Source organism: Thalassospira indica (assembly GCF_003403095.1).
Taxonomy (GTDB): Bacteria; Pseudomonadota; Alphaproteobacteria; order Rhodospirillales; family Thalassospiraceae; genus Thalassospira; species Thalassospira indica.
In genome coordinates this window covers 3,075,704-3,095,233 of the sequence record NZ_CP031555.1, presented here as the reverse complement: position 1 = coordinate 3,095,233, position 19,530 = coordinate 3,075,704, and the positions used below count along the sequence as shown (strand labels likewise).

The following is a 19,530-nucleotide window of genomic DNA, read 5'->3' as shown; positions in this document are numbered from 1 at the left end:
GGAGTAGGACGTCCTGATCAACAGGATGACTTATATGTTTCTAGCTTTTCTGTGATCGGACAAAAAGGGGTATAGATCAATAACTGTCTGGTATTTTAGGATCCAATGATCCATCGACAACCATGCCAGACAAGAGAAGTTATTGATATCGCTGCATATGACATCGGGAACACAAGGTAAAATGAGTGCGCCACGTTAAGACCTTTGCCGGATGGCTGGCGCTGACTTTATCAGCCATCGTCCTGTTTGTCGGCGTATTTGCAGCAGTCACGATCTGGCGGCTGTCTCAGGAACCTGTGTCCCTGCATCGTCTGACCCCGTATCTGGTTGATCATCTCAACAAATCGATGGGCAATAACCGTCTGGCAATCGGCGACGTCGTTTTGCGCTGGCGTGGCTGGGACGAAAAGTTCGATGTCGGTTTGCGTGACGTCAGCATTTTTGGCCCTGATGATCAGGAAATGCTTCACGTCCCCGAAGCCGATGTCGTGTTTTCCAGCAAGGCGCTGTTTGAAGGCGTGCTTGCCCTGCGCGAGCTTAATCTGATCGGCCCGCGCATTCGCCTTGAACGGCGGGCCGATGGCACGATTGATGTCGGCTATGTCGCCGAAGAAACCGCCGCAGATGTCACAAACCAGTCGGAAAATACGCGCAGCGATGACGGTGCGGCAACCGGGCAAAGTTATGACAAGGGGCGCGGGGCCTCGGTTACGATTGAGCTCCCCGATGCACCGGGCGTGAATGCCGATCAACTTGCGCCAGAACCTGAAAACACTGCGGATGAGACCGAAACTGTCGAACGTTCCGGCAATACGGTCCTGCAGGATGTGTTTGCCATTCTTTCGGGCGAACGCACAGATATCCCGGCGGCGGCCTATTTCGAAAGTTTCGGGGTGGTGAATGCCGATCTTGAAGTGCGCGATGACAAGATCGGCATTACCTGGGCGGCACCGCAGGCTGATATCCTGTTGTCACGCCGGGCCTTCGGGATCGGTGCGGAAGCCTCGATGCAGGTCAGTGCCGGGGATATATCGACCCAGGTGCGCGTCACCGGCGATTACAGTATCGAAACCGATCAGGTCGACCTTGAAGCTGAAATTGGCGAGGTGCAGCTTGCTGATCTTGTCAGCATCTCGGATCTGTTTGAACAATTGCGCGATGCCTATGTCCCGGTTTCCGGAAAGCTGCGCGCAAGCTTTGATGCGAATGGCGAATTGCTTTCGGCGGCCACGGACCTGTCAGTTGGCAGTGGGGTGATCACCTTCCCCGACGAAATACGGGCGACCTATCGGGTTTCGGACGGACAGATTGTCACAAGCTATGTGCTCGGTCGGTTCAGCATTGATGATGTTGTGCTGAATGTTGGTGATGCATCCGCCAAACTTCAGGGCGTCGTGCTTGACCCGTTCGGGCAGTGGCAGGTCAATCTTGATGCGTCCGCCAAGAACGTCGCAACCAACGATCTGGATCGTCTCTGGCCCGAAGGGGTCGGTGTGGATGCGCGGACCTGGGTTGTTACCAACCTGTCCGAGGGGATTGTTCATCAGGCAACCTTGCACACCGAACTGCGCCAGGACGATGCGGGCGAGTTCATTGTTGATGATCTTGGTGGTCAGATGACGATGTCGGGTGTGACCGTGCATTATCTTGGTGAAATGCCGGAAGTGCATAATTCTGCCGGGCGTGCCGAATTTGATGAAACCAGTTTCAGCATCTATGTGAATACCGGCGAGGCCGATGGCATTCAGGTAACCGATGCCAGCATCATTTTCACCAAACTTGATGAACCGACCCCCTATGCCGATATCGAAATCGTCGCACAGGGCAGTGCGCGCAAGGCACTTGAACTGATCGAGGCAAAACCGCTTGGCTTTGCCACGCGGCTTGGCATCAACCCGGCCCAGATCAGTGGCGAACAGGCAACCCGTGTGCGCCTGCATTTCCCGTTGCTTCGCGATGTGACGTTTGATGATGTTGATGTAGCAGCGGCTTCACGCATTGAAAAGGCCGGGATCGTTGGTGCGTTTCGCGGCATGGATGTCACCGCGGGCAGCTTTGAACTACAGGTCAACACCAAGGGGCTTGAACTTGGCGGCACGGCCACGATTGGCAACGGCAAGACCAACATCAACTGGGTCGAAACCTTTGCGCAAGAGGCTGAGGTCCGAAGCCGCTATAAACTATCGGGCGATCTTGACCTTGCCGTGTTGCCTGATATCGAACTTGATCCCGGCCCCTACCTGAAAGGGATGGCTAAGGGGGATCTTGATATCCGCGTCGGCTCGGATCAGGTCCGTTTGGTCGGTGATGTTGATTTGACCAATTCGGCGATTTCGGTTCCGCTTGAAAAAGTGGGATATCGCAAGGAGCCCGGTGCAAATGCTGCGGCGAAGTTTGATATTGCCGTGCGGTTTGATGGCGGCGGGGTACTTGACAGTTTCGCACTGAGCGCACCCGCCCTTGAGGTAACAGGCCGTGGCAACTGGCGCGGTGATAACGCCATGGCCGACAAATGGTTTGTCGAGCTGCAAGACACCCGTTTTCGCGAAAATATCGATCTTGCTGGCACCATTCGCATGGAAGAAGGCGACAGATTGCTGGTCGATCTGCGGGGTGCGCAATTCGATTTGCGTCCCTTCCTTGAAGATGACGCATCCGGTGAAATGCCCGCGGACGGCGAACCGGATGAACAGAGCTATCTTGTGACGCTTGAAGCTGGCGGTTTCCTGCTTAAGGGGGCTGAGCCATTGCTAAATGATGGCAAGATCACCTTGCGTCAGGAAACCGACAAGCGCGAACTGGAAATCTCGGCACGTCAATTGATCGCGACCCCTTGGATCGTCGGTGACGAACAAAGCAATGATGACGCAGGCAAAGCCGCGTCGGAAACGAATACCGGTGGCATTGGCGAACGTGCCGAACGGACCGGCGGCACCACCGAAGTGTTCCTGAATATCGAACAAATGGTGATGGCCAACGGCGAACTTCTGGCCGACCTGCGCGGATCGATCCATACGGTTGGGCAGGAATGGGACCGCCTTGTTCTGAACGGTGCATTCGGTGACCGTGCCAATGTGTTCGTGCAAGTCGCCCGCGAAGACTCCCGGACCCGCAAGGTCACAATGACCAGCGAGGATGCCGGGCGTTTCCTGCGTGCGGTCGATATGTATGAAAATCTTCTGGGCGGACGCCTGACGATTGAAGGCACTGTCGATGAACGCGATATCGCCCAACCGTTCACCGGTCAGGTCACGGTCAATGAATTCCGTGTGGTCAATGCGCCGATTGCGGCCCGCGTGCTCAGTGCGGCGTCGCTGACCGGGCTTGGCGATGTGTTGCAAGGCAATGGTATCGCCTTTAGCGAAATGAACGGCGACTTCACCTATGTGAATGATGTGCTGTCACTGTCAAAGGTGGCGGCAAACGGCGCAGCCGTCGGGGTCACCGCCAATGGGTCGATTGATTTGGCCAAATCTGAAATCCGACTGGCCGGATCAATTGTGCCGATTTACGCGCTGAATTCCGCACTGGGTGCCATTCCGATCCTGGGCGATATTCTGGTCGGCGAAGAGGGCGGTGGCATATTTGCCCCGACCTACACAGTGGAAGGCGATCTGAACGACCCCAGCATTACGGTCAATCCGCTATCGACCTTTGTGCCTGGCGTGTTCCGCAACCTGATCACCGGTGCCGAGCCGGGCTAAGTCGGCAACCAGTTACGAAAAAAGCCCCGAACGATCACTCGGCGGGGCTTTTTGATTTTATGCTTGGTCTTCTTTGATCAGACCGGCTTGATCAGGACGTGCCGTTTCTTGCCGGCAGATACCTTGATCACGCCATCTGCATTTACCGCATCGGCGGTGATATTGGCGTTTTCATCGCTGACCTTTTCGTCATTAATCTTGGCACCGCCGCCCTTGATCAGACGACGTGCGTCACCGCCCGATTTGGCAAGGTCAGCACGACGGAATAGATCAAAGGCCGGGATACCGGCATCAAGTTCGGCCTTGGCAATTTCCACAGTCGGGAGATCGTCTGCCAGAACACCTTCTTCAAAGGTCTTGCGCGCAGTTTCAGCCGCCGCAAGGGCTGCTTCTTCGCCGCGGCACAGTTTGACCGCCTCGAATGCCAGAACTTTCTTGGCTTCGTTGATCTGCGATCCTTCAAGCTTGGCGTATTCTTCGATCTGATCGAGCGACATCTCGGTGAACAGACGCATAAACTTGATCACGTCGGCATCTTCGGTGTTCCGCCAGAACTGGTAGTAGTCATAAGACGACAGACGTTCTTCATTCAGCCAAACTGCACCGGCCGCAGTCTTGCCCATCTTGGCACCCGATGCCGTGGTCATCAGCGGTGTGGTAAGGCCAAACAGCGATTTCTCATCAACGCGGCGACCAAGCTCAACACCATTGACGATGTTGCCCCACTGGTCCGATCCGCCCATCTGAAGCGTGCAGCCATAGTTGCGGTTCAGTTCGACAAAGTCGTAAGCCTGCAGGATCATGTAGTTGAATTCAAGGAAGCTCAGCGACTGTTCACGTTCCAGACGCAGCTTGACCGAGTCAAAGGCCAGCATCCGGTTGACCGAGAAGTGGCGACCGAAATCACGCAGGAATTCGATGTAGTTCAGCTTGTCCAGCCAGTCGGCATTGTTGACCATGACCGCATCAGTCGGGCCATCGCCAAACGTCAGGAACTGCTGAAACACCTTTTTGATGCCGGCCATGTTGGCTTCGATGATTTCATCGGTCAGAACCGGGCGCGCGTCATCGCGGCCGGTCGGGTCACCAACGCGGGTGGTGCCGCCGCCCATCAGGACGATCGGTTTGTGGCCGGTTTTCTGCAGCCAGCGCAACATCATGATCGACACAAGCGATCCGACATGCAGGCTGTCTGCGGTGCAATCATAACCCACATAGCACACCACCGTATTTTCCGATGCATAGGCATCAAGGCCTTCAAGATCAGTACATTGGTGGATGTAACCGCGGTCATTCATGACGCGGAGAAAATCAGACTTCAGTTCAGTCATGGTTTTTGCGCTATGTTGGTTGTGATAGAAAATTTGATCCGCCAATTGGTGCGGAGGCGATGATCTAGCACAGAAAACATCCGCTCGGCAACGCATCGGCGAACAGATCTGCCATACGGGTAACGAATTCGCGATAATTTCCTTTTAGGCTGCTCAAAACCAACAGCGATCGCGCACGGAGCACGACATGACACACGGCTGGATAACAGCAATCGGCATGATGAGTGGCACCTCTCTTGACGGGGTGGACGCAGCCCTGATTGAAACCGATGGCATCGAAGTACGCCGCACCGGGCAATCGGTTTTTGTGCCTTATGCGCCGGAGTTGCGCGAACGCATGCGGGCATGTTTCGGTAATCGCAGCGCGACCAATACTGAACATGTGGTTGCCGACGATCTGACACAGGTGCATGTTGATGCTGTTAATATGCTGATGGATAAATCCGCTATGTCGGCCGCCGATATTGGCGTGATTGGCTTCCATGGGCAGACCGTGTTTCATGAACCGGCATCGGGCCTGACGCGCCAGATCGGAACACCGCATATGCTGGCGGAAAAAACCGGTATCCCGGTGGTGGCCGATTTCAGATTGGCCGATGTCGCCGTTGGCGGGGAGGGGGCGCCACTGGCACCTGTCTATCACGCTGCCCTGATCAAAAGTGCTGGTGTTGAGTTGCCCGTGGCAGTTCTTAATATCGGCGGGGTTTCCAATGTTACATATATCGACGGCGACGATGCATTGCTGGCCTTTGATTGCGGGCCAGGCAATGCGCGGATTGATGACTGGATGTTGCGCCATACCGGCAATCCGGTTGATCTGAACGGCGCAACGGCGGCTTCGGGCACCGGTGACCCGATGGTCGAGGTCAAATTCCTTGAAGACCCATATTTTGACCGCATCCCGCCCAAATCACTGGACCGCGAAGATATGGCGGCCCGCATTGACGGGCTGGTGGTTGAGGCCAAGCTTAATGTGTCTGACGGGGCGGCAACGCTTGCCAATTGCACGGTGGCGGCCATCGTTGCCGGTGTAAACCATCTGCCGACTGCGCCCAAAGGCTGGTTTGTCTGCGGTGGCGGGCGTCATAACGATTATATCATGGAAACACTCGCAACCCGTCTTGGGGTGCCGGTGCAATCTGTTGACGTGCTTGATTGGGATGGTGATGCGGTGGAGGCCGAATGTTTTGGCTTCCTTGCTGTGCGCCATTTGCGCGACTTGCCGCTCAGCTTCCCGGGAACCACGGGCGTGCCAGAGCCCTGTTGTGGCGGCAAGCTGTATCCAACAAAAAAGGCCGCCTGATCAGGCGGCCCTTTACTTGTGTGTTCAGGCTGCTGGCGGTTTAAGCACCGCGCTTGTCCAGATAAGCAATCGAGTGCTTGATCACTTCGTCTTGCTGTTTGGCAAAATAGTGATCGGCACCGTCAATCGCGCACATATCAACTTCAATGCCTTTCTGGGCATTCAGCTTGTCGGCAAGCTTGTTGACCGAGGCGACCGGAATGTTGGTGTCCTGCGTGCCATGGATCAGGATGCCGGATGACGGGCAGGGGGCAAGGAAGGTGAAGTCTTGTTCACTTGCCGGGGCTGCGACCGAAATAAATCCGTCAATTTCCGGACGGCGCATCAAAAGCTGCATGCCGATCCACGAACCGAACGAATAACCGGCAACCCAGGTTGCGCGCGCATTGGCGTTATAGGTCTGCATCCAGTCAAGCGCGGATGCCGCGTCAGACAGTTCACCGATCCCCTGATCGAATACGCCTTGCGAGCGGCCGACACCACGGAAGTTGAACCGCATGACGGAATAGCCGCGATCCTTGAACATGTTGAACATGTTGAAGCACAACTTGTTATTCATTGTGCCACCCTGTTGCGGGTTCGGATGGAGGATAAGTGCGATGGGCGAATCGTCAGCGCCGTTATGGTGGTAGCGACCTTCAAGGCGACCTTCGGGGCCGTTAAAAATGACCTCAGGCATGGATCAGACTGCTCCTGTCCACGAATGGAAAGATGTGTGTAACAAAAATATCCGAGTGTTTTTGTAAGTTTTTTCGTGTTTGCGCATAAATTGCTTTGGGCAAATACTTGACCAAGTTACTCGGTTATCCTATATTCCGGCTAACCCGATGGTGCCTGTCGAACCCGACAATTGCTTATGTGCAAGGACGGGGCTGGGCGTGGCTGCCGGGAATCGAAGGTACTAATTACACAGTGGACCGCCCCATGTTCAAGCTAATTCGTCAGGAAATTGACGCGATGATCGCCCGTGACCCTGCGGCGCGATCCCGTTGGGAAGTCGTGATCAGCTATCCGGCGTTTCATGCGATCATGGGCTATCGCGGGACACATTGGCTGTGGCAGCGCGGTTTTCGCCTGACGGCACGCTTCCTGTCGCAGATTTTGCGCTGGTTGACCGGTATCGAAATTCACCCGGGTGCGACGATTGGCAAGCGCTTCTTTATTGACCATGGCATGGGTGTCGTGATCGGCGAAACCGCCGAGATTGGCGATGATGTCACACTGTATCAAGGCGTTACCCTTGGTGGGACATCGCCAAGTGTTAACAGCGACGGCCAGCGCGGCCTGAAACGTCACCCGACCCTTGAGGACGGCGTGATTGTCGGGTCCGGCGCCCAAATCCTTGGACCATTTACCGTGCGCAAGAATGCACGTGTTGGCGGCAACGCCGTGGTTCTGGGTGAAGTGCCCGAGGGTGCGACCGTGGTCGGTATCCCGGCCAAGATCGTCCGCCGCGAACAGGATGACCGGTTCTGTGCCTATGGTACGCCGCTTGGCGATCTGCCCGATCCGGTTGCCCGTGCGCTTGAAGAACTTGGCCGTGAGGTCGAAACGTTGCGCAACAAGGTGGTCGCCCTTGAGGGTGAAAAGGCTGCATCTGACGCCACACCGGAAAAGCCGCGTATCGTCGCATCATCGGAATAGAATACGCGCCACCGCGCAACATGAATGAAAAGCCCGCTCGGGGTTAACCCCAAAGCAAGGCAGGAGGACGCACCGTGAAGCTGAGTACCAAAGGCCGCTATGCCGTTATGGCGATGGTCGATCTCGCTGAAAGCAGCAAGGACCGACCGGTCGCGCTGGCAGATATTGCGGACCGCCAGGAAATTTCGCTTTCTTATCTTGAACAGCTGTTTGGCAAATTGCGCAAGGGCGGTCTGGTCCGTTCGGTGCGCGGCCCGGGTGGCGGATATTTGCTGGCACGCAATGCCACTGAAACCCGTGTTGCCGATGTCATTCTGGCGGTTGATGAACCAATCCGTGCAACCCGTTGCAAGTCCGGTTCGCCCAAAGGCTGCAAGACCAACAAGGGCCGTTGTCTGACCCACGAACTGTGGGAAGAACTCGGCAACCAGATTTATCTTTATCTGGCCTCTGTCAGTCTTGCCGATGTGGTGGATCGCAACGTGGCGGGGACGCTTCGGACGTTCCCGGGTAAAACGACCCAGATCGAAGAGCCGTCACAGGTTGCGGCACAGTAGTTGGTCCTCTATATCGAGGGCAGATGCGAATAAGGATGATTTTAAACTGATGACCGACCAGGTTTATCTCGACTACAACGCCAGCGCGCCGCTTTGCGAAGATGCAAAGCAGGCCATGATCGCTGCGATGGATGTTGCAGGTAATCCGTCTTCGGTTCATGCCAGTGGCCGTGCGGCCCGCAAGATCGTTGATCATGCCAGACGCACCATTGCCGATTTGCTGGGCGGTGATTCAGAACGGATCATCTTCACCAGCGGCGGCACCGAGGCCAACAATCTGGCGCTGAACGGGTTGGAAGATGTCACCGTATTTACCAGTGCGGTCGAACATCCTTCGGTCATCGAAGCAAGACCGGACGCCAAACGCATCCCGGTGGATGAAAATGGCGTGATTGACCTGAATGCCCTTGAAGCGATGCTCAAAGACGCATCGGACGCCGGACAAAAGGTTTTGGTTTCGGTCATGCTGGCCAATAACGAAACCGGCGTCATTCAGCCGGTTGCCAAGGTTGGTCTGCTGGCGCGTGAATATGGTGCCAAGGTCCATTGCGACGCTGTTCAGGCGCTGGGCCGGTTGCCGGTCGATATGGGGCGCTTGCTGGTCGATATGGTGTCGATCTCGGCCCACAAGATCGGCGGTCCAAAAGGAATTGGCGCGCTGGCGATTGCGCCGGGCGTGATGCTGGTCCCCCAGATCCGGGGTGGCGGGCAGGAAAAATACCGCCGTGGTGGCACGGAAAACGTTGTCGGGATTGCTGGCTTCGATGCCGCGGCCAAACGTGCCGAGGCCAACATGGCAAGGATGGCGGATATCGCGCAGATGCGTGATCGCCTGGAAACGGAATTGGCATCAGAGGCGCCAGAGCTTCTGATTGCCGCAAAGGGAACGGATCGACTGGTGAATACAAGTTGTCTGATCCTGCCTGGAATGCCCGGGGAAACCCAGGTCATGGCACTGGATCTGGCAGGTGTGGCCATCAGTTCGGGATCTGCCTGTTCATCAGGCAAGGTACGTGAAAGCCACGTACTTAAAGAGATGGGTGTTGACGAGCCAGGCTCGGCCATTCGGGTCAGTCTGGGGCTGGAAAGCACCGACGACGATATTGATACATTTGTCCGAGTTTGGAGCCGGATGAGGGGCAATGCAGCGCGCAAGAAAGCGCGTCACGCTGCCTGACAAGAGAGTGAGTGAGGAAGCCTTTAAAATGAACGAGCTTAAAGCAAAGCCGATCTATCTGGACTACCAGGCAACGACGCCCACCGACCCGCGGGTTGTTGAGGCAATGCTGCCATACTTCACCGAGAAATTCGGTAACCCGCATTCGCGCAACCACAGCTTTGGCTGGGAAGCAGAAGACGCGGTTGAAGTTGCACGTGGCCAGATTGCCAAGATCATTGGCGCATCGGCTAAGGAAATTATCTTTACCTCGGGTGCGACCGAATCAAACAACCTCGCACTCAAGGGCGTGATGAAGTTCTATGGCAAAAAGAAGCCGCACCTCATCACGGTCGTGACCGAGCATAAATGCGTGCTCGACAGTGCCCGCCACCTTGAGCAGGAAGGTTACAAAGTGACCTATCTTGGCGTTAAGGAAAACGGCCTGATCGACCTTGAAGAACTTAAAGCTGCCATCACCGACGAAACTGCACTTGTGTCCGTCATGGGTGTAAACAACGAAATCGGTGTTATTCAGCCGCTTAAGGAAATCGGTGAAATCTGCCGTGAACGCAAAGTCTTCTTCCATACCGACTGTGCGCAGGCGGTTGGCAAGATCGACCTTGATGTTGATGACATGAAAATCGACCTGATGTCGATTTCCGGTCACAAGATTTACGGCCCGAAAGGCATTGGTGCGCTTTATGTTCGCCGTCGCCCGCGTGTACGTGTCATTGCCCAGATCACCGGTGGTGGTCAGGAACGTGGCATGCGTTCGGGTACGCTGCCAACCCCGCTGATTGTGGGTCTTGGTAAGGCGTGTGACATTCTGTCCAACGAAATGGCAGAAGAAAACGCGCGCATCGAAAAGCTGCGTGACTACACCCTGCAGCGTTTCCGTGATCGTCTTGAAGACATCTATGTCAATGGTGACGAGCATGAGCGTGTCAGCGGTAACCTGAACATCTCGTTTGCCTATGTCGAAGGTGAAAGCCTTCTTATGGACATCAAGAACATCGCCGTATCGTCAGGCTCTGCCTGCACCTCGGCGTCGCTGGAACCGTCTTATGTTCTGCGTGCTCTTGGTGTTGATGAGGAATTGGCACATACGTCCCTTCGTATCGGCATTGGTCGCTACACCACCAAGGAAGAGCTCGACGAAGCCGTTGATGCCATCTGCACCGCAGTTGAGCGTCTGCGCGAAATGAGCCCGCTTTGGGAAATGGCGCAAGAAGGCATCGACATCAAGTCGATCGAGTGGGCTGAACACTAAGCACGGCCGAAAACAAACGTTTGACGTAATCAATCTCGTGAGAGAGACACAGGACTTTTAGGAGGATTCCTATCATGGCTTATAGTGAAAAGCTGATCGACCATTACGAAAACCCGCGCAACGTTGGTTCCATGGACAAAAATGAAACGTCTGTTGGTACCGGCCTTGTTGGTGCACCGGCCTGCGGCGACGTCATGAAGCTGCAGATCAAGGTGACCCCGGAAGGCATCATTGAAGATGCAAAGTTCAAGACCTTTGGGTGTGGTTCGGCGATTGCCTCAAGCTCGCTGATCACCGAATGGGTCAAGGGCAAGTCTCTTGATGAGGCCGGTTCGATTGCAAATTCCCAGATCGCGCAGGAACTGGCACTTCCGCCGGTGAAAATTCACTGCTCGATCCTGGCTGAAGATGCCATCAAAGCCGCCATCAGCGACTACAAAACCAAAAACGGCGCAGCGGACGTTGACGCTGCTGAATAAGCAGCGTCACGTTCCCATCGTTTTCGGAATATTGGGAGAATAAAATGGCTCTGCCGTCACCGATTTCTGTCACACCGGTTGCGCTTGATCACATCAAGGCGCTGCTTGATAGCCGTGGGAAACCTTCGCACGGTATCCGGCTTGGCGTGCGCAGCAAGGGGTGTTCGGGCCTGTCTTACACGCTTGAATATGCTGACGATGCCACTGGCTTCGAAGACGTGGTCGAGTTGGAAGACGGCGTGAAGCTCCTGATTGACCCGAAAGCCATCATGTTCGTGCTTGGTACAGAGATGGATTACGAGGTCAACAAGATGGAAGAAGGCTTTGTATTCCGCAATCCCAACGAAAAAGGTCGTTGTGGCTGCGGTGAATCCTTCCACGTCTGATCAGGCCGGGCTTTCCCTGCTTTCTGAATGGTTATGGCCCTGGCGATCTCGCCGGGGCCATCGCCTGAAAAGGGTGATCTGACCAAATTCCGGTCACTTTTTTTACACTGATTTGTTTTTTGTTTTTAATCCTCGGAAGTGCATCGCGTGAGCAATACGGAACATTCCGCACACAAAGCTTGCTGGTCGTGCAAAGGACCGGTTGAAGTCGGCGCACTGTTTTGTGACACCTGCAACGCCATTCAGCCCCCAGGCCAGTTGGATCATTTCACGCGCTTTGGTCTTAAGCGGTCTTTTGATCTCGATATTGACGAGATCGAGGCCACCTATCTGAAGCAGCAGCAAAAACTGCATCCTGATCGCTTTGCTGCGAAATCGGGCCGGGAACAGGCGTTCTCCTCGCAACAGGCTGCCAGTCTGAACGAAGCGTTCGAGACGCTGAAAAATCCTGTGGCCCGGGCCCATTACATGCTGCGTCTCGAAGGCATCGAGCCCGAAGGCGGCGAGGGCCATACCGTCAATGATCCGCAGCTTCTGATGGAAGCCATGGAAATGCGCGAGGCCCTTGATGATGCGGCAGATAAAATCACCATTGATGCGATGATCAAGGATACCCGAAAACAGGCCCGTGCCTGTGAAAAGGAACTGGGCACCGCCTTTGACAACAAATCCTATGACGCGGCCAAGAAACTGGCCACCCGTCTAAGGTATCTCGTGAAAATGACCGAGGAAGCGCGCGCGAAGAAATCGCGCCTTGCCGCTGCCTGATCATACAAAAAGACTGGACGTAAAGATGGCCCTGCTAAAAATCCACGAACCCGGCGAAACACCCCTCCCGCACGAGGAAGAACGTCAGATCGCTGTCGGGATCGACCTTGGCACCACCAACTCGGTGGTTGCGATTTCGAACTCGGAAAAGCCCGAAGTGCTCCGCGATAAATCCGGTGGCAATGCGATTGTCCCGTCTGTCGTCTATTACGGCGATGACACACCGGTGGTTGGCGAAGCCGCACGTGATCAGATCAATACCGATGCCAGCCGCGTGGTTTCATCGGTCAAACGTCTGATGGGCCGTGGTCTGGAAGACGTCAAATCGGTTGCCGGCACGCTGCCTTATCACGTCGAAGTGCCGGAAAAATCTGAAACCGAAAACGGCGAGCCGATGATGGTCCGCCTGAACGTTGGTAATCGTGTTCTGACCCCGGTTGAAGTATCGGCCGATATTCTGCGTGCCTTGCGCGCACGTGCGGAAGAAAGCCTTGATAAGCCGGTCGAAAAGGCCGTGATCACGGTGCCTGCCTATTTTGATGATGGTGCGCGCACCGCGACCAAGGATGCCGCCAAGCTGGCCGGGATCGAAGTCCTGCGTCTGGTCAATGAACCAACCGCAGCTGCCCTTGCCTATGGCCTCGATAACGGGGCAGAGGGGCTTTATGCCGTCTATGACCTTGGTGGCGGGACGTTTGATATCTCGCTGCTTAAAATGCAAAAGGGCGTCTTCCAGGTGAAGGCGACCGGTGGGGATGCCGCCCTTGGTGGCGATGATTTCGATCACGCCATTGCCGAACATCTTCTGGCCGCACGCAAGGATGGTGGTGCAACCGATGACCTTGATGCGTCGGACGCCAAACGCCTGTTGAAAACGGCCCGCACCGTCAAGGAAAGCCTGACCGATCAGGACAGCGTCGAAGTGACCGTTGCACTCAATGGCACGGAAACCAAACACACCGTAACGCGCGATCAGTTCGATGCGATGATCGCCAAACTGGTCGCGCGCACGGCCGCGATCACCGAACAGGTTCTTGATGACGCCGATGTCCTGCCCGAAGACGTCAAGGGTGTCGTTCTGGTCGGTGGCTCCACCCGTGTGCCCGCCGTGCGCAAGGCCGTGGCCGATCTGTTTGAACAGGAACCGCTGTCGGACATCGACCCGGACGAAGTCGTTGCCCTTGGTGCCGCCCTTCAGGCAGAGGCTTTGACAGGCGGCTCGGACAACCTTCTGCTTGATGTGACGCCGCTGTCGCTGGGCTTGGAAACCATGGGCGGGATTGTTGAAAAGGTCATTGACCGCAACACACCGATCCCGGTGTCCAAGGCACAGGAATTTACCACCTATCAGGATGGTCAGTCGGCCATGATGATCCATGTGGTGCAGGGCGAACGCGAAATGGTTGATCAGTGCCGCTCGCTCGCGCGCTTTGCCCTGACCGGTATTCCGTCAATGGCCGCAGGGGCTGCGCGCATTCGCGTTCAGTTCAATGTCGATGCCGATGGTCTTTTGACCGTCTCGGCGCGCGAAGAAACCACGGGTACTGAACAGGAAGTCGCGGTCAAGCCGACCTATGGCATCAATGAGTCTGACATGGCGACCATGCTGCGCGATAGCATGGTTCATGCCCGCGAAGACATGGAAATGCGTGTCCTGACCGAGGCACGCGTCGAAGCACGTCGCAACATCCTGGCGGTCAATGCCGCGATGGAGGCTGACCGTGCGCTTCTGACCAAGGAAGACGAGACCAACATCAAACAGGCCATTGCCAATCTTGAAACGGCCGCCGCAGGCGATAACCGCGATGCGATCAATGACGCCGCCGAGGCGCTTGAAAATGCATCCCGCCCGTTTGCCGAGGCCCGTATGGATAGCCGGATCCGCCAGGCACTTGCCGGGCAAAATGTCGATGAAGTTCACTAGGAAGTGAATTAATCGACACCGGTGGAATTGACAAACCGGCGAACTGCGGCGATTGTCCCCGACAACCGCCAAGGTCAGGCCGGATAAGCGACCCGTATCGCGGGGCGCATAAACAGAGATCGAACGAAAAGTATTACCGAGGAGAAAGGCACAAATGCCTAAGATCGTTTTTGTCGAGCCGGATGGCACCGAAAAGGAATTCGAAGTAGCCGACGGCCTGTCTGTTCTGGAAGCTGCCCACAAGAACGGCATTGACCTTGAAGGTGCTTGCGAAGGTTCGCTGGCATGTTCGACCTGCCACGTCATTCTTGAAGATGACTGGTTTGACAAGCTTGATGAACCGTCCGAAGACGAAGAAGACATGCTTGACCTTGCCTTTGGCCTGACCGAGACCTCGCGTCTTGGCTGCCAGATCATCATGAGCGACGAGCTCGACGGTCTGCGTGTCAAACTTCCGTCCGCGACCCGCAACATGATGGTCGACAAGTAAGTTTCACCTTCTGCTGACCGGGCGCATTGCCGCCCGGTGTCAAAGGAGACGGATATGCGTTGGACAGACATTCAGGACATCGCGATCGAGCTTGAAGAAGCCCATCCGGACAAGGACAACCTCAACCTTCGCTTTACCGACCTGCATAAATGGGTCACCGAGCTTGAAGGTTTTGAAGATGATCCTTCGAAGTCGAACGAGAAGATTCTCGAAGCCATCCAGATGGCCTGGATCGACGAGCGCGACGACTGATTTTGATGAGTGTGATGTGCGCCAACCGGCCTGCACCCTGATCACGAAATACCGGACCGGCCTGCAAAATGCGGGCTGGTCCGTTTTTGTTTGAGCAAACAGAAGAAAAAGGGAAAGCACCATCATGGGTCAACCCGCCACCTTCACCGACATCATCCCGGTCAACAGCCTGTTTGGTAAATTGCGTACCTGCGCGCCCGAATCCTGGCAACGCTATGTCTGTCATGACTTCGTCAAACAGCTTGGCAATGGCACCCTGCCAGAAGCCGCATTCAAGCATTACCTCATTCAGGATTACCTGTTCCTGATCCAGTTTTCGCGCGCCTATGCACTCGCGGTCTATAAGGCCGAAGACCTGCATGCCATGCGCGCATTTTCCGGTACCGTGCATGCCATCCTTGATATGGAAATGAGCCTGCATCTTGATTTCTGCAAAGGATGGGGCCTGTCCGAGGCCGATATCGTCGCCCATCCCGAGGCACGCGCCTGTGTCGCTTATACCCGTTATGTGCTTGATCGTGGCCATCAGGGCGATGTAGTGGACCTTCAGGTTGCCCTGATGCCCTGTATGGTGGGCTATGCCGAAATCGCAAACCGTTTGATGGCAAGTTCTGATACAAGGCTTGAAGGCAATCCATACCGGGCATGGATTGAAATGTACGCGTCCGAAGAATTCCAGGACGTGGCAAAGGCCGAGATCGAGTTGCTTGAACACACCGTGGCCACCCGTGGCGGTCATCGCCGCCTTGAAGGGCTGGTTGAAACCTTTACCATGGCAAGCCGCCTTGAAGCCGATTTCTGGCAGATGGGACTTGATCTGGCAAAATAGGCCAATATCGCCTATATAAGCTCGAAGAATGACGTGCGGGTGGCGGAAATGCCGCCCGTTGCCTTTTTGGATTAACTTCTTGTCGCTGCGGCCTTGACCCGCAGATGGGTGGGAAAAATGAACTCTCTTGGCTTTGATAAAGCCCCGGAAGATACCCGCGTGGTTGTCGCCATGTCGGGCGGGGTGGATAGCTCTGCCGTTGCAGCCCTTCTGAAATCAGAAGGCTATGACGTGGTGGGCATCACGCTTCAGCTTTATGATATGGGGGCCAATGCCCCGACCCGTGCGAAATCCTGTTGTGCCGGGCGCGATATTTATGATGCGCGCAAGGTGGCCGAGGATATCGACATTCCCTATTACGTGCTCGATTACGAATCACGCTTCCGCGAAGAAGTGATCGATGATTTTGCCGACAGCTATATGCGCGGCGAAACCCCGATCCCGTGCGTCAAATGCAATCAGACCGTCAAATTCCGCGATCTGCTTGAAACGTCTTATGACCTTGGGGCGGATTGCATGGCGACCGGCCATTATGTGCAGCGGAAACTGGGCGCCAATGGCCGGGCCGAACTGCACCGCGCAGCCGATCCAAACCGTGATCAAAGCTACTTCCTGTTCACCACCACCCAGGAACAGCTCGATTTCCTGCGCTTCCCGCTGGGCCATTTGACCAGCAAGGCAGAAACCCGCGCGCTTGCCGCCAAATACGGCCTTGAAGTCGCCGACAAGCCCGACAGTCAGGACATCTGCTTTGTCCCGGATGGCAAATATGCCCGTCTGGTCGAAAAACTCCGTCCCGAGGCCGGCGAACCGGGCGAGATCGTTGACCTTGATGGCAATGTACTCGGCGATCATCGCGGCCTGATCCATTACACGGTCGGCCAGCGCCGTGGGCTTAATATCGGGGGCACGGCAGAACCGCTATATGTCGTCAAACTCTCGCCCGAAAAGCGTCAGGTCATTGTTGGTCCGAAGGCGGCCCTTGCCAAGAAACTGGTCTATGTCCGCGAGCTGAACTGGCTTGATGGCGATCAAATCGATGAAAACGGGGTTGAGGTCGAAGTCAAATTGCGCTCGGCCATGCAGCCGACCACGGCAACCATCTTCCCCGAAGCCAGTGGCGAAGCCCGCATTGAACTGCACGATGCCCAGTTTGGCATCGCACCGGGGCAGGCGGGTGTATTCTATCAGGGCGAACGCGTCCTTGGTGGTGGCTGGATCACCCGCGAAGAGCTGATTGGCAACACGGCAAGCGCCGCCTGATCGGGATTGCCCGATGAACGAATAGGACGGGCGAGGGCACATGTTCCTCGCCCGCCAGTTTTACCAGAAGTTTTACTAAGATGTTTTTTGACAAAATCGTCAAAAAGGCGCTTGACGGGGACGGCTCCCTGACTTAAAAACCGCCTCGTTCCAAGCGCACCGGAACACCACAAAATTCCTTGTGGCCGAGTAGCTCAGCTGGTTAGAGCAGCGGAATCATAATCCGCGTGTCGGGGGTTCAAGTCCCTCCTCGGCTACCACAAAATTAAAAAACCGTTGTAAATCAATGATTTGCAGCGGTTTTTCATTTTAGGCCGCTACCAATACTCCTTTTTGCGTAATTTTTCATGTTGATAACACTGCTACAGCAGGTAAGCCGTAGCGGCACTATCTTTACATCTATTGTTCCTGCGCAGTTGCGAAAACAGTTGTAACCATTCGCTTCCCGTAGTTTTGTGCCGCTAGTGCGACAAAAAAATAAATAGCTAGATAGGTCGACGTTGTGAGGGCTTGCTCCTCGACCGTATCCAAAAAATACGCACCAACTGGGACGCTTAACACAAGAAAAATGAGATTTATTGCGGTCAGATCTCTGCAGAAAAGATAGTTCTTGTGGACGCTTTTGACTGATGGCGCATCTCGGACTGATGAGTAGATTCTATACCAAGTGGCGTTTTGATCTTTAGGTTCCACTGGAAACTCTCCCAGTCGAGCCTTCCAAGTTTTTTCTGAAATGCGAGCGTCGTTTTTTATATGCACGCTGAACGCTCGGCACCCGGGGAGGGGGTGCTTTATTCTCCAGAAAACGAAAATGCTTTTCACTTCGGCAGGAATAATGCCCGTTAAAATTGTCGCTGCGATTCCTGACAAAGCCGCAGTTGAAATCGAATGCTTGGAATGCAAGGTCGCGAGCAGGTCACCGGCCCAAATGGGATGAAAATTTGCCCAAGCCGCCATCGTTAGCACGTGTACAATTATCAGCGGCGCCAGAAGCAAGACGTTTTGCTGTTTCAGCGATATTGGCATGCCTAGTCTTCCATGTCGGTCGGGTATGGAACTTGTTCCAGTGCGCTCCATCCAGGTCGCTTAGGTGCATTACCTATCAAAGTTCGAAAACCGTATGAGCCATTCATTGAAATGAACCCCCTCTATGGTGAATAGCTCTGATGACAACATTTCGAGGGTGGTCTTTGTCTTCATCAGAGGCGGAAATCAACGCTGTAAACAGCCGAGGGCTCTCGTCTGGTTGATCGGACAGTTTTGGTCCAACCAATTCGTCGAACAGGTCGGAGTTGATATTCCGTCGTGATCCGTGATGAGGTATCTGAAACTTATCTAAACCCGGTAAAGGGACGCCTATTTCTTTAAGGAAATCAATGGAGTCTGATAATCCCTTCCTACCGGTGTCGGCTGTTAGCAGAACCTTCTTATCCAAAATGTTTGCATATTGCACGACGCTCATCTCGTTCTCAGTTGATGTGTCTTCCTCAGAGAACTTTTCGGCACCCCATCCTGCGGTAACGAATGCAATTATTGATTTAAGTACCTCTCCAAGTTCGTCGGCAACGGACTTGATCCCCTGCATAGACTCAGGGGTTCTCTTCGAATTCACAACGCAATCAATAAAGTGATCATAGGTTGGCGAAGTGACCGTAAAGCTACCAATCTGTGTGCCTTGAAAAGGCTCGGCAATTGGAATGTGTCTTTCTAATGCGATTTCTTCTAGTGCCGCAATATTTGGATACAATGATTTCAAGTGGTTAGTTAACCTTGCGACGTCATTCCGACTTTGAAAATGCTGAATTAGGTCTTGAGTATATTCCCACGGCCTCAGCATCCAAAGAGTACCGATTTCAAACGACTCTAGAATACTCCTTATTCCGCCAGCATGGTCGCCATCAGGATGAGAAACAACTACGTGATCAATTGTTGTTGGTCGACCATAATACTCCCGGATGTTTTCCACCATGCTCTTGCCGGTGTCTTGATAACCAGCATCTACAACATAGATCGTAGTTTGCTCACCAATGCACTCTCGCATGGATATTGCGTCACCACTCTTCTTTGAACCAATATGATGAAAATCGATTTCGCAAAAATCTGCCATCAAAGCACCCTGTAATTTACCTGAGCAATCTTAGGTTATGCTAAAGTTGCTGGATAAAACTCAC

At 54.6% G+C, this 19,530-nt stretch carries 18 protein-coding genes and 1 tRNA gene; 15 read left to right on the top strand and 4 right to left on the bottom strand.

Features of this window, described 5'->3' with window-relative positions; all coding sequences use genetic code 11:
• The first annotated feature begins 185 nt into the window (after positions 1-185).
• Positions 186-3,704, top strand: coding sequence for a YhdP family protein (locus DY252_RS14645; RefSeq protein ID WP_064789785.1), 3,519 nt, complete (start codon positions 186-188; stop codon positions 3,702-3,704).
• Between the two features lie 77 nt (positions 3,705-3,781).
• Here DY252_RS14645 and tyrS read toward each other — a convergent pair whose 3' ends face one another.
• Positions 3,782-5,035, bottom strand: coding sequence for a tyrosine--tRNA ligase (gene tyrS, locus DY252_RS14640; RefSeq protein ID WP_064789786.1), 1,254 nt, complete (start codon positions 5,033-5,035; stop codon positions 3,782-3,784).
• Between the two features lie 187 nt (positions 5,036-5,222).
• Here tyrS and DY252_RS14635 point away from each other — a divergent pair, with 187 nt between their 5' ends.
• Complete coding sequence (locus DY252_RS14635) at positions 5,223-6,338, top strand: anhydro-N-acetylmuramic acid kinase (protein ID WP_064789787.1); 1,116 nt, start codon at positions 5,223-5,225, stop codon at positions 6,336-6,338.
• A gap of 40 nt (positions 6,339-6,378) precedes the next feature.
• Here the strand turns inward: DY252_RS14635 and DY252_RS14630 are convergent, their stop codons facing one another.
• Positions 6,379-7,017 (bottom strand): alpha/beta hydrolase, encoded by a 639-nt coding sequence (locus DY252_RS14630; protein ID WP_064789788.1) that lies wholly within the window; start codon positions 7,015-7,017, stop codon positions 6,379-6,381.
• A gap of 245 nt (positions 7,018-7,262) precedes the next feature.
• On the opposite strand from DY252_RS14630, the gene cysE reads away from it, so the two are divergent.
• From cysE to DY252_RS14565, 13 genes are all read left to right on the top strand, one after another.
• The gene (cysE, locus tag DY252_RS14625; protein WP_081579304.1) at positions 7,263-7,982 is read left to right on the top strand and encodes a serine O-acetyltransferase; all 720 of its coding nucleotides are present in this window, start codon (positions 7,263-7,265) and stop codon (positions 7,980-7,982) included.
• A 74-nt stretch (positions 7,983-8,056) separates the two neighbouring features.
• A complete protein-coding gene (locus DY252_RS14620) occupies positions 8,057-8,539 on the top strand; it encodes an Rrf2 family transcriptional regulator (protein WP_008890645.1) in 483 nt (160 codons plus the stop codon).
• A 49-nt stretch (positions 8,540-8,588) separates the two neighbouring features.
• Positions 8,589-9,716 carry a cysteine desulfurase family protein gene (locus tag DY252_RS14615; protein WP_064789789.1) on the top strand — a complete coding sequence of 376 codons (1,128 nt, stop codon included), beginning with the start codon at positions 8,589-8,591 and terminating at the stop codon, positions 9,714-9,716.
• 28 nt (positions 9,717-9,744) lie between these two features.
• On the top strand, positions 9,745-10,968 hold the full coding sequence (locus DY252_RS14610) for an IscS subfamily cysteine desulfurase (RefSeq protein WP_064789790.1): 1,224 nt from the start codon (positions 9,745-9,747) through the stop codon (positions 10,966-10,968).
• A 74-nt stretch (positions 10,969-11,042) separates the two neighbouring features.
• Positions 11,043-11,447, top strand: coding sequence for a Fe-S cluster assembly scaffold IscU (iscU, locus tag DY252_RS14605; RefSeq protein WP_064789791.1), 405 nt, complete (start codon positions 11,043-11,045; stop codon positions 11,445-11,447).
• A 44-nt stretch (positions 11,448-11,491) separates the two neighbouring features.
• Positions 11,492-11,833 carry a HesB/IscA family protein gene (locus tag DY252_RS14600; RefSeq protein WP_064789792.1) on the top strand — a complete coding sequence of 114 codons (342 nt, stop codon included), beginning with the start codon at positions 11,492-11,494 and terminating at the stop codon, positions 11,831-11,833.
• Positions 11,834-11,980: 147 nt separating this feature from the next.
• On the top strand, positions 11,981-12,601 hold the full coding sequence (gene hscB / locus DY252_RS14595; protein WP_082923554.1) for a Fe-S protein assembly co-chaperone HscB: 621 nt from the start codon (positions 11,981-11,983) through the stop codon (positions 12,599-12,601).
• A gap of 25 nt (positions 12,602-12,626) precedes the next feature.
• Positions 12,627-14,525 carry a Fe-S protein assembly chaperone HscA gene (gene hscA, locus DY252_RS14590; RefSeq protein WP_064789793.1) on the top strand — a complete coding sequence of 633 codons (1,899 nt, stop codon included), beginning with the start codon at positions 12,627-12,629 and terminating at the stop codon, positions 14,523-14,525.
• Between the two features lie 154 nt (positions 14,526-14,679).
• Entirely contained in the window at positions 14,680-15,015 is a 336-nt protein-coding gene (locus DY252_RS14585; protein ID WP_008890652.1) for a ferredoxin family 2Fe-2S iron-sulfur cluster binding protein, read from the top strand.
• 54 nt (positions 15,016-15,069) lie between these two features.
• Positions 15,070-15,267 carry a Fe-S cluster assembly protein IscX gene (iscX, locus tag DY252_RS14580; protein WP_008890653.1) on the top strand — a complete coding sequence of 66 codons (198 nt, stop codon included), beginning with the start codon at positions 15,070-15,072 and terminating at the stop codon, positions 15,265-15,267.
• Between the two features lie 124 nt (positions 15,268-15,391).
• Positions 15,392-16,096: a thiaminase II gene (gene tenA, locus DY252_RS14575; RefSeq protein ID WP_064789794.1), complete on the top strand. Its 705-nt coding sequence runs from the start codon at positions 15,392-15,394 to the stop codon at positions 16,094-16,096.
• Positions 16,097-16,213: 117 nt separating this feature from the next.
• The gene (gene mnmA, locus DY252_RS14570) at positions 16,214-17,359 is read left to right on the top strand and encodes a tRNA 2-thiouridine(34) synthase MnmA (RefSeq protein WP_064789795.1); all 1,146 of its coding nucleotides are present in this window, start codon (positions 16,214-16,216) and stop codon (positions 17,357-17,359) included.
• 183 nt (positions 17,360-17,542) lie between these two features.
• Positions 17,543-17,619 (top strand) — tRNA-Met (locus tag DY252_RS14565).
• 139 nt (positions 17,620-17,758) lie between these two features.
• On the opposite strand, the gene DY252_RS14560 is transcribed toward DY252_RS14565, so the two are convergent.
• Both DY252_RS14560 and DY252_RS14555 read right to left on the bottom strand, forming a co-directional pair.
• Entirely contained in the window at positions 17,759-18,385 is a 627-nt protein-coding gene (locus DY252_RS14560) for a hypothetical protein (RefSeq protein WP_064789796.1), read from the bottom strand.
• Between the two features lie 103 nt (positions 18,386-18,488).
• Positions 18,489-19,466 carry an MBL fold metallo-hydrolase gene (locus DY252_RS14555; RefSeq protein WP_082923555.1) on the bottom strand — a complete coding sequence of 326 codons (978 nt, stop codon included), beginning with the start codon at positions 19,464-19,466 and terminating at the stop codon, positions 18,489-18,491.
• Between the last annotated feature and the right edge of the window lie 64 nt (positions 19,467-19,530).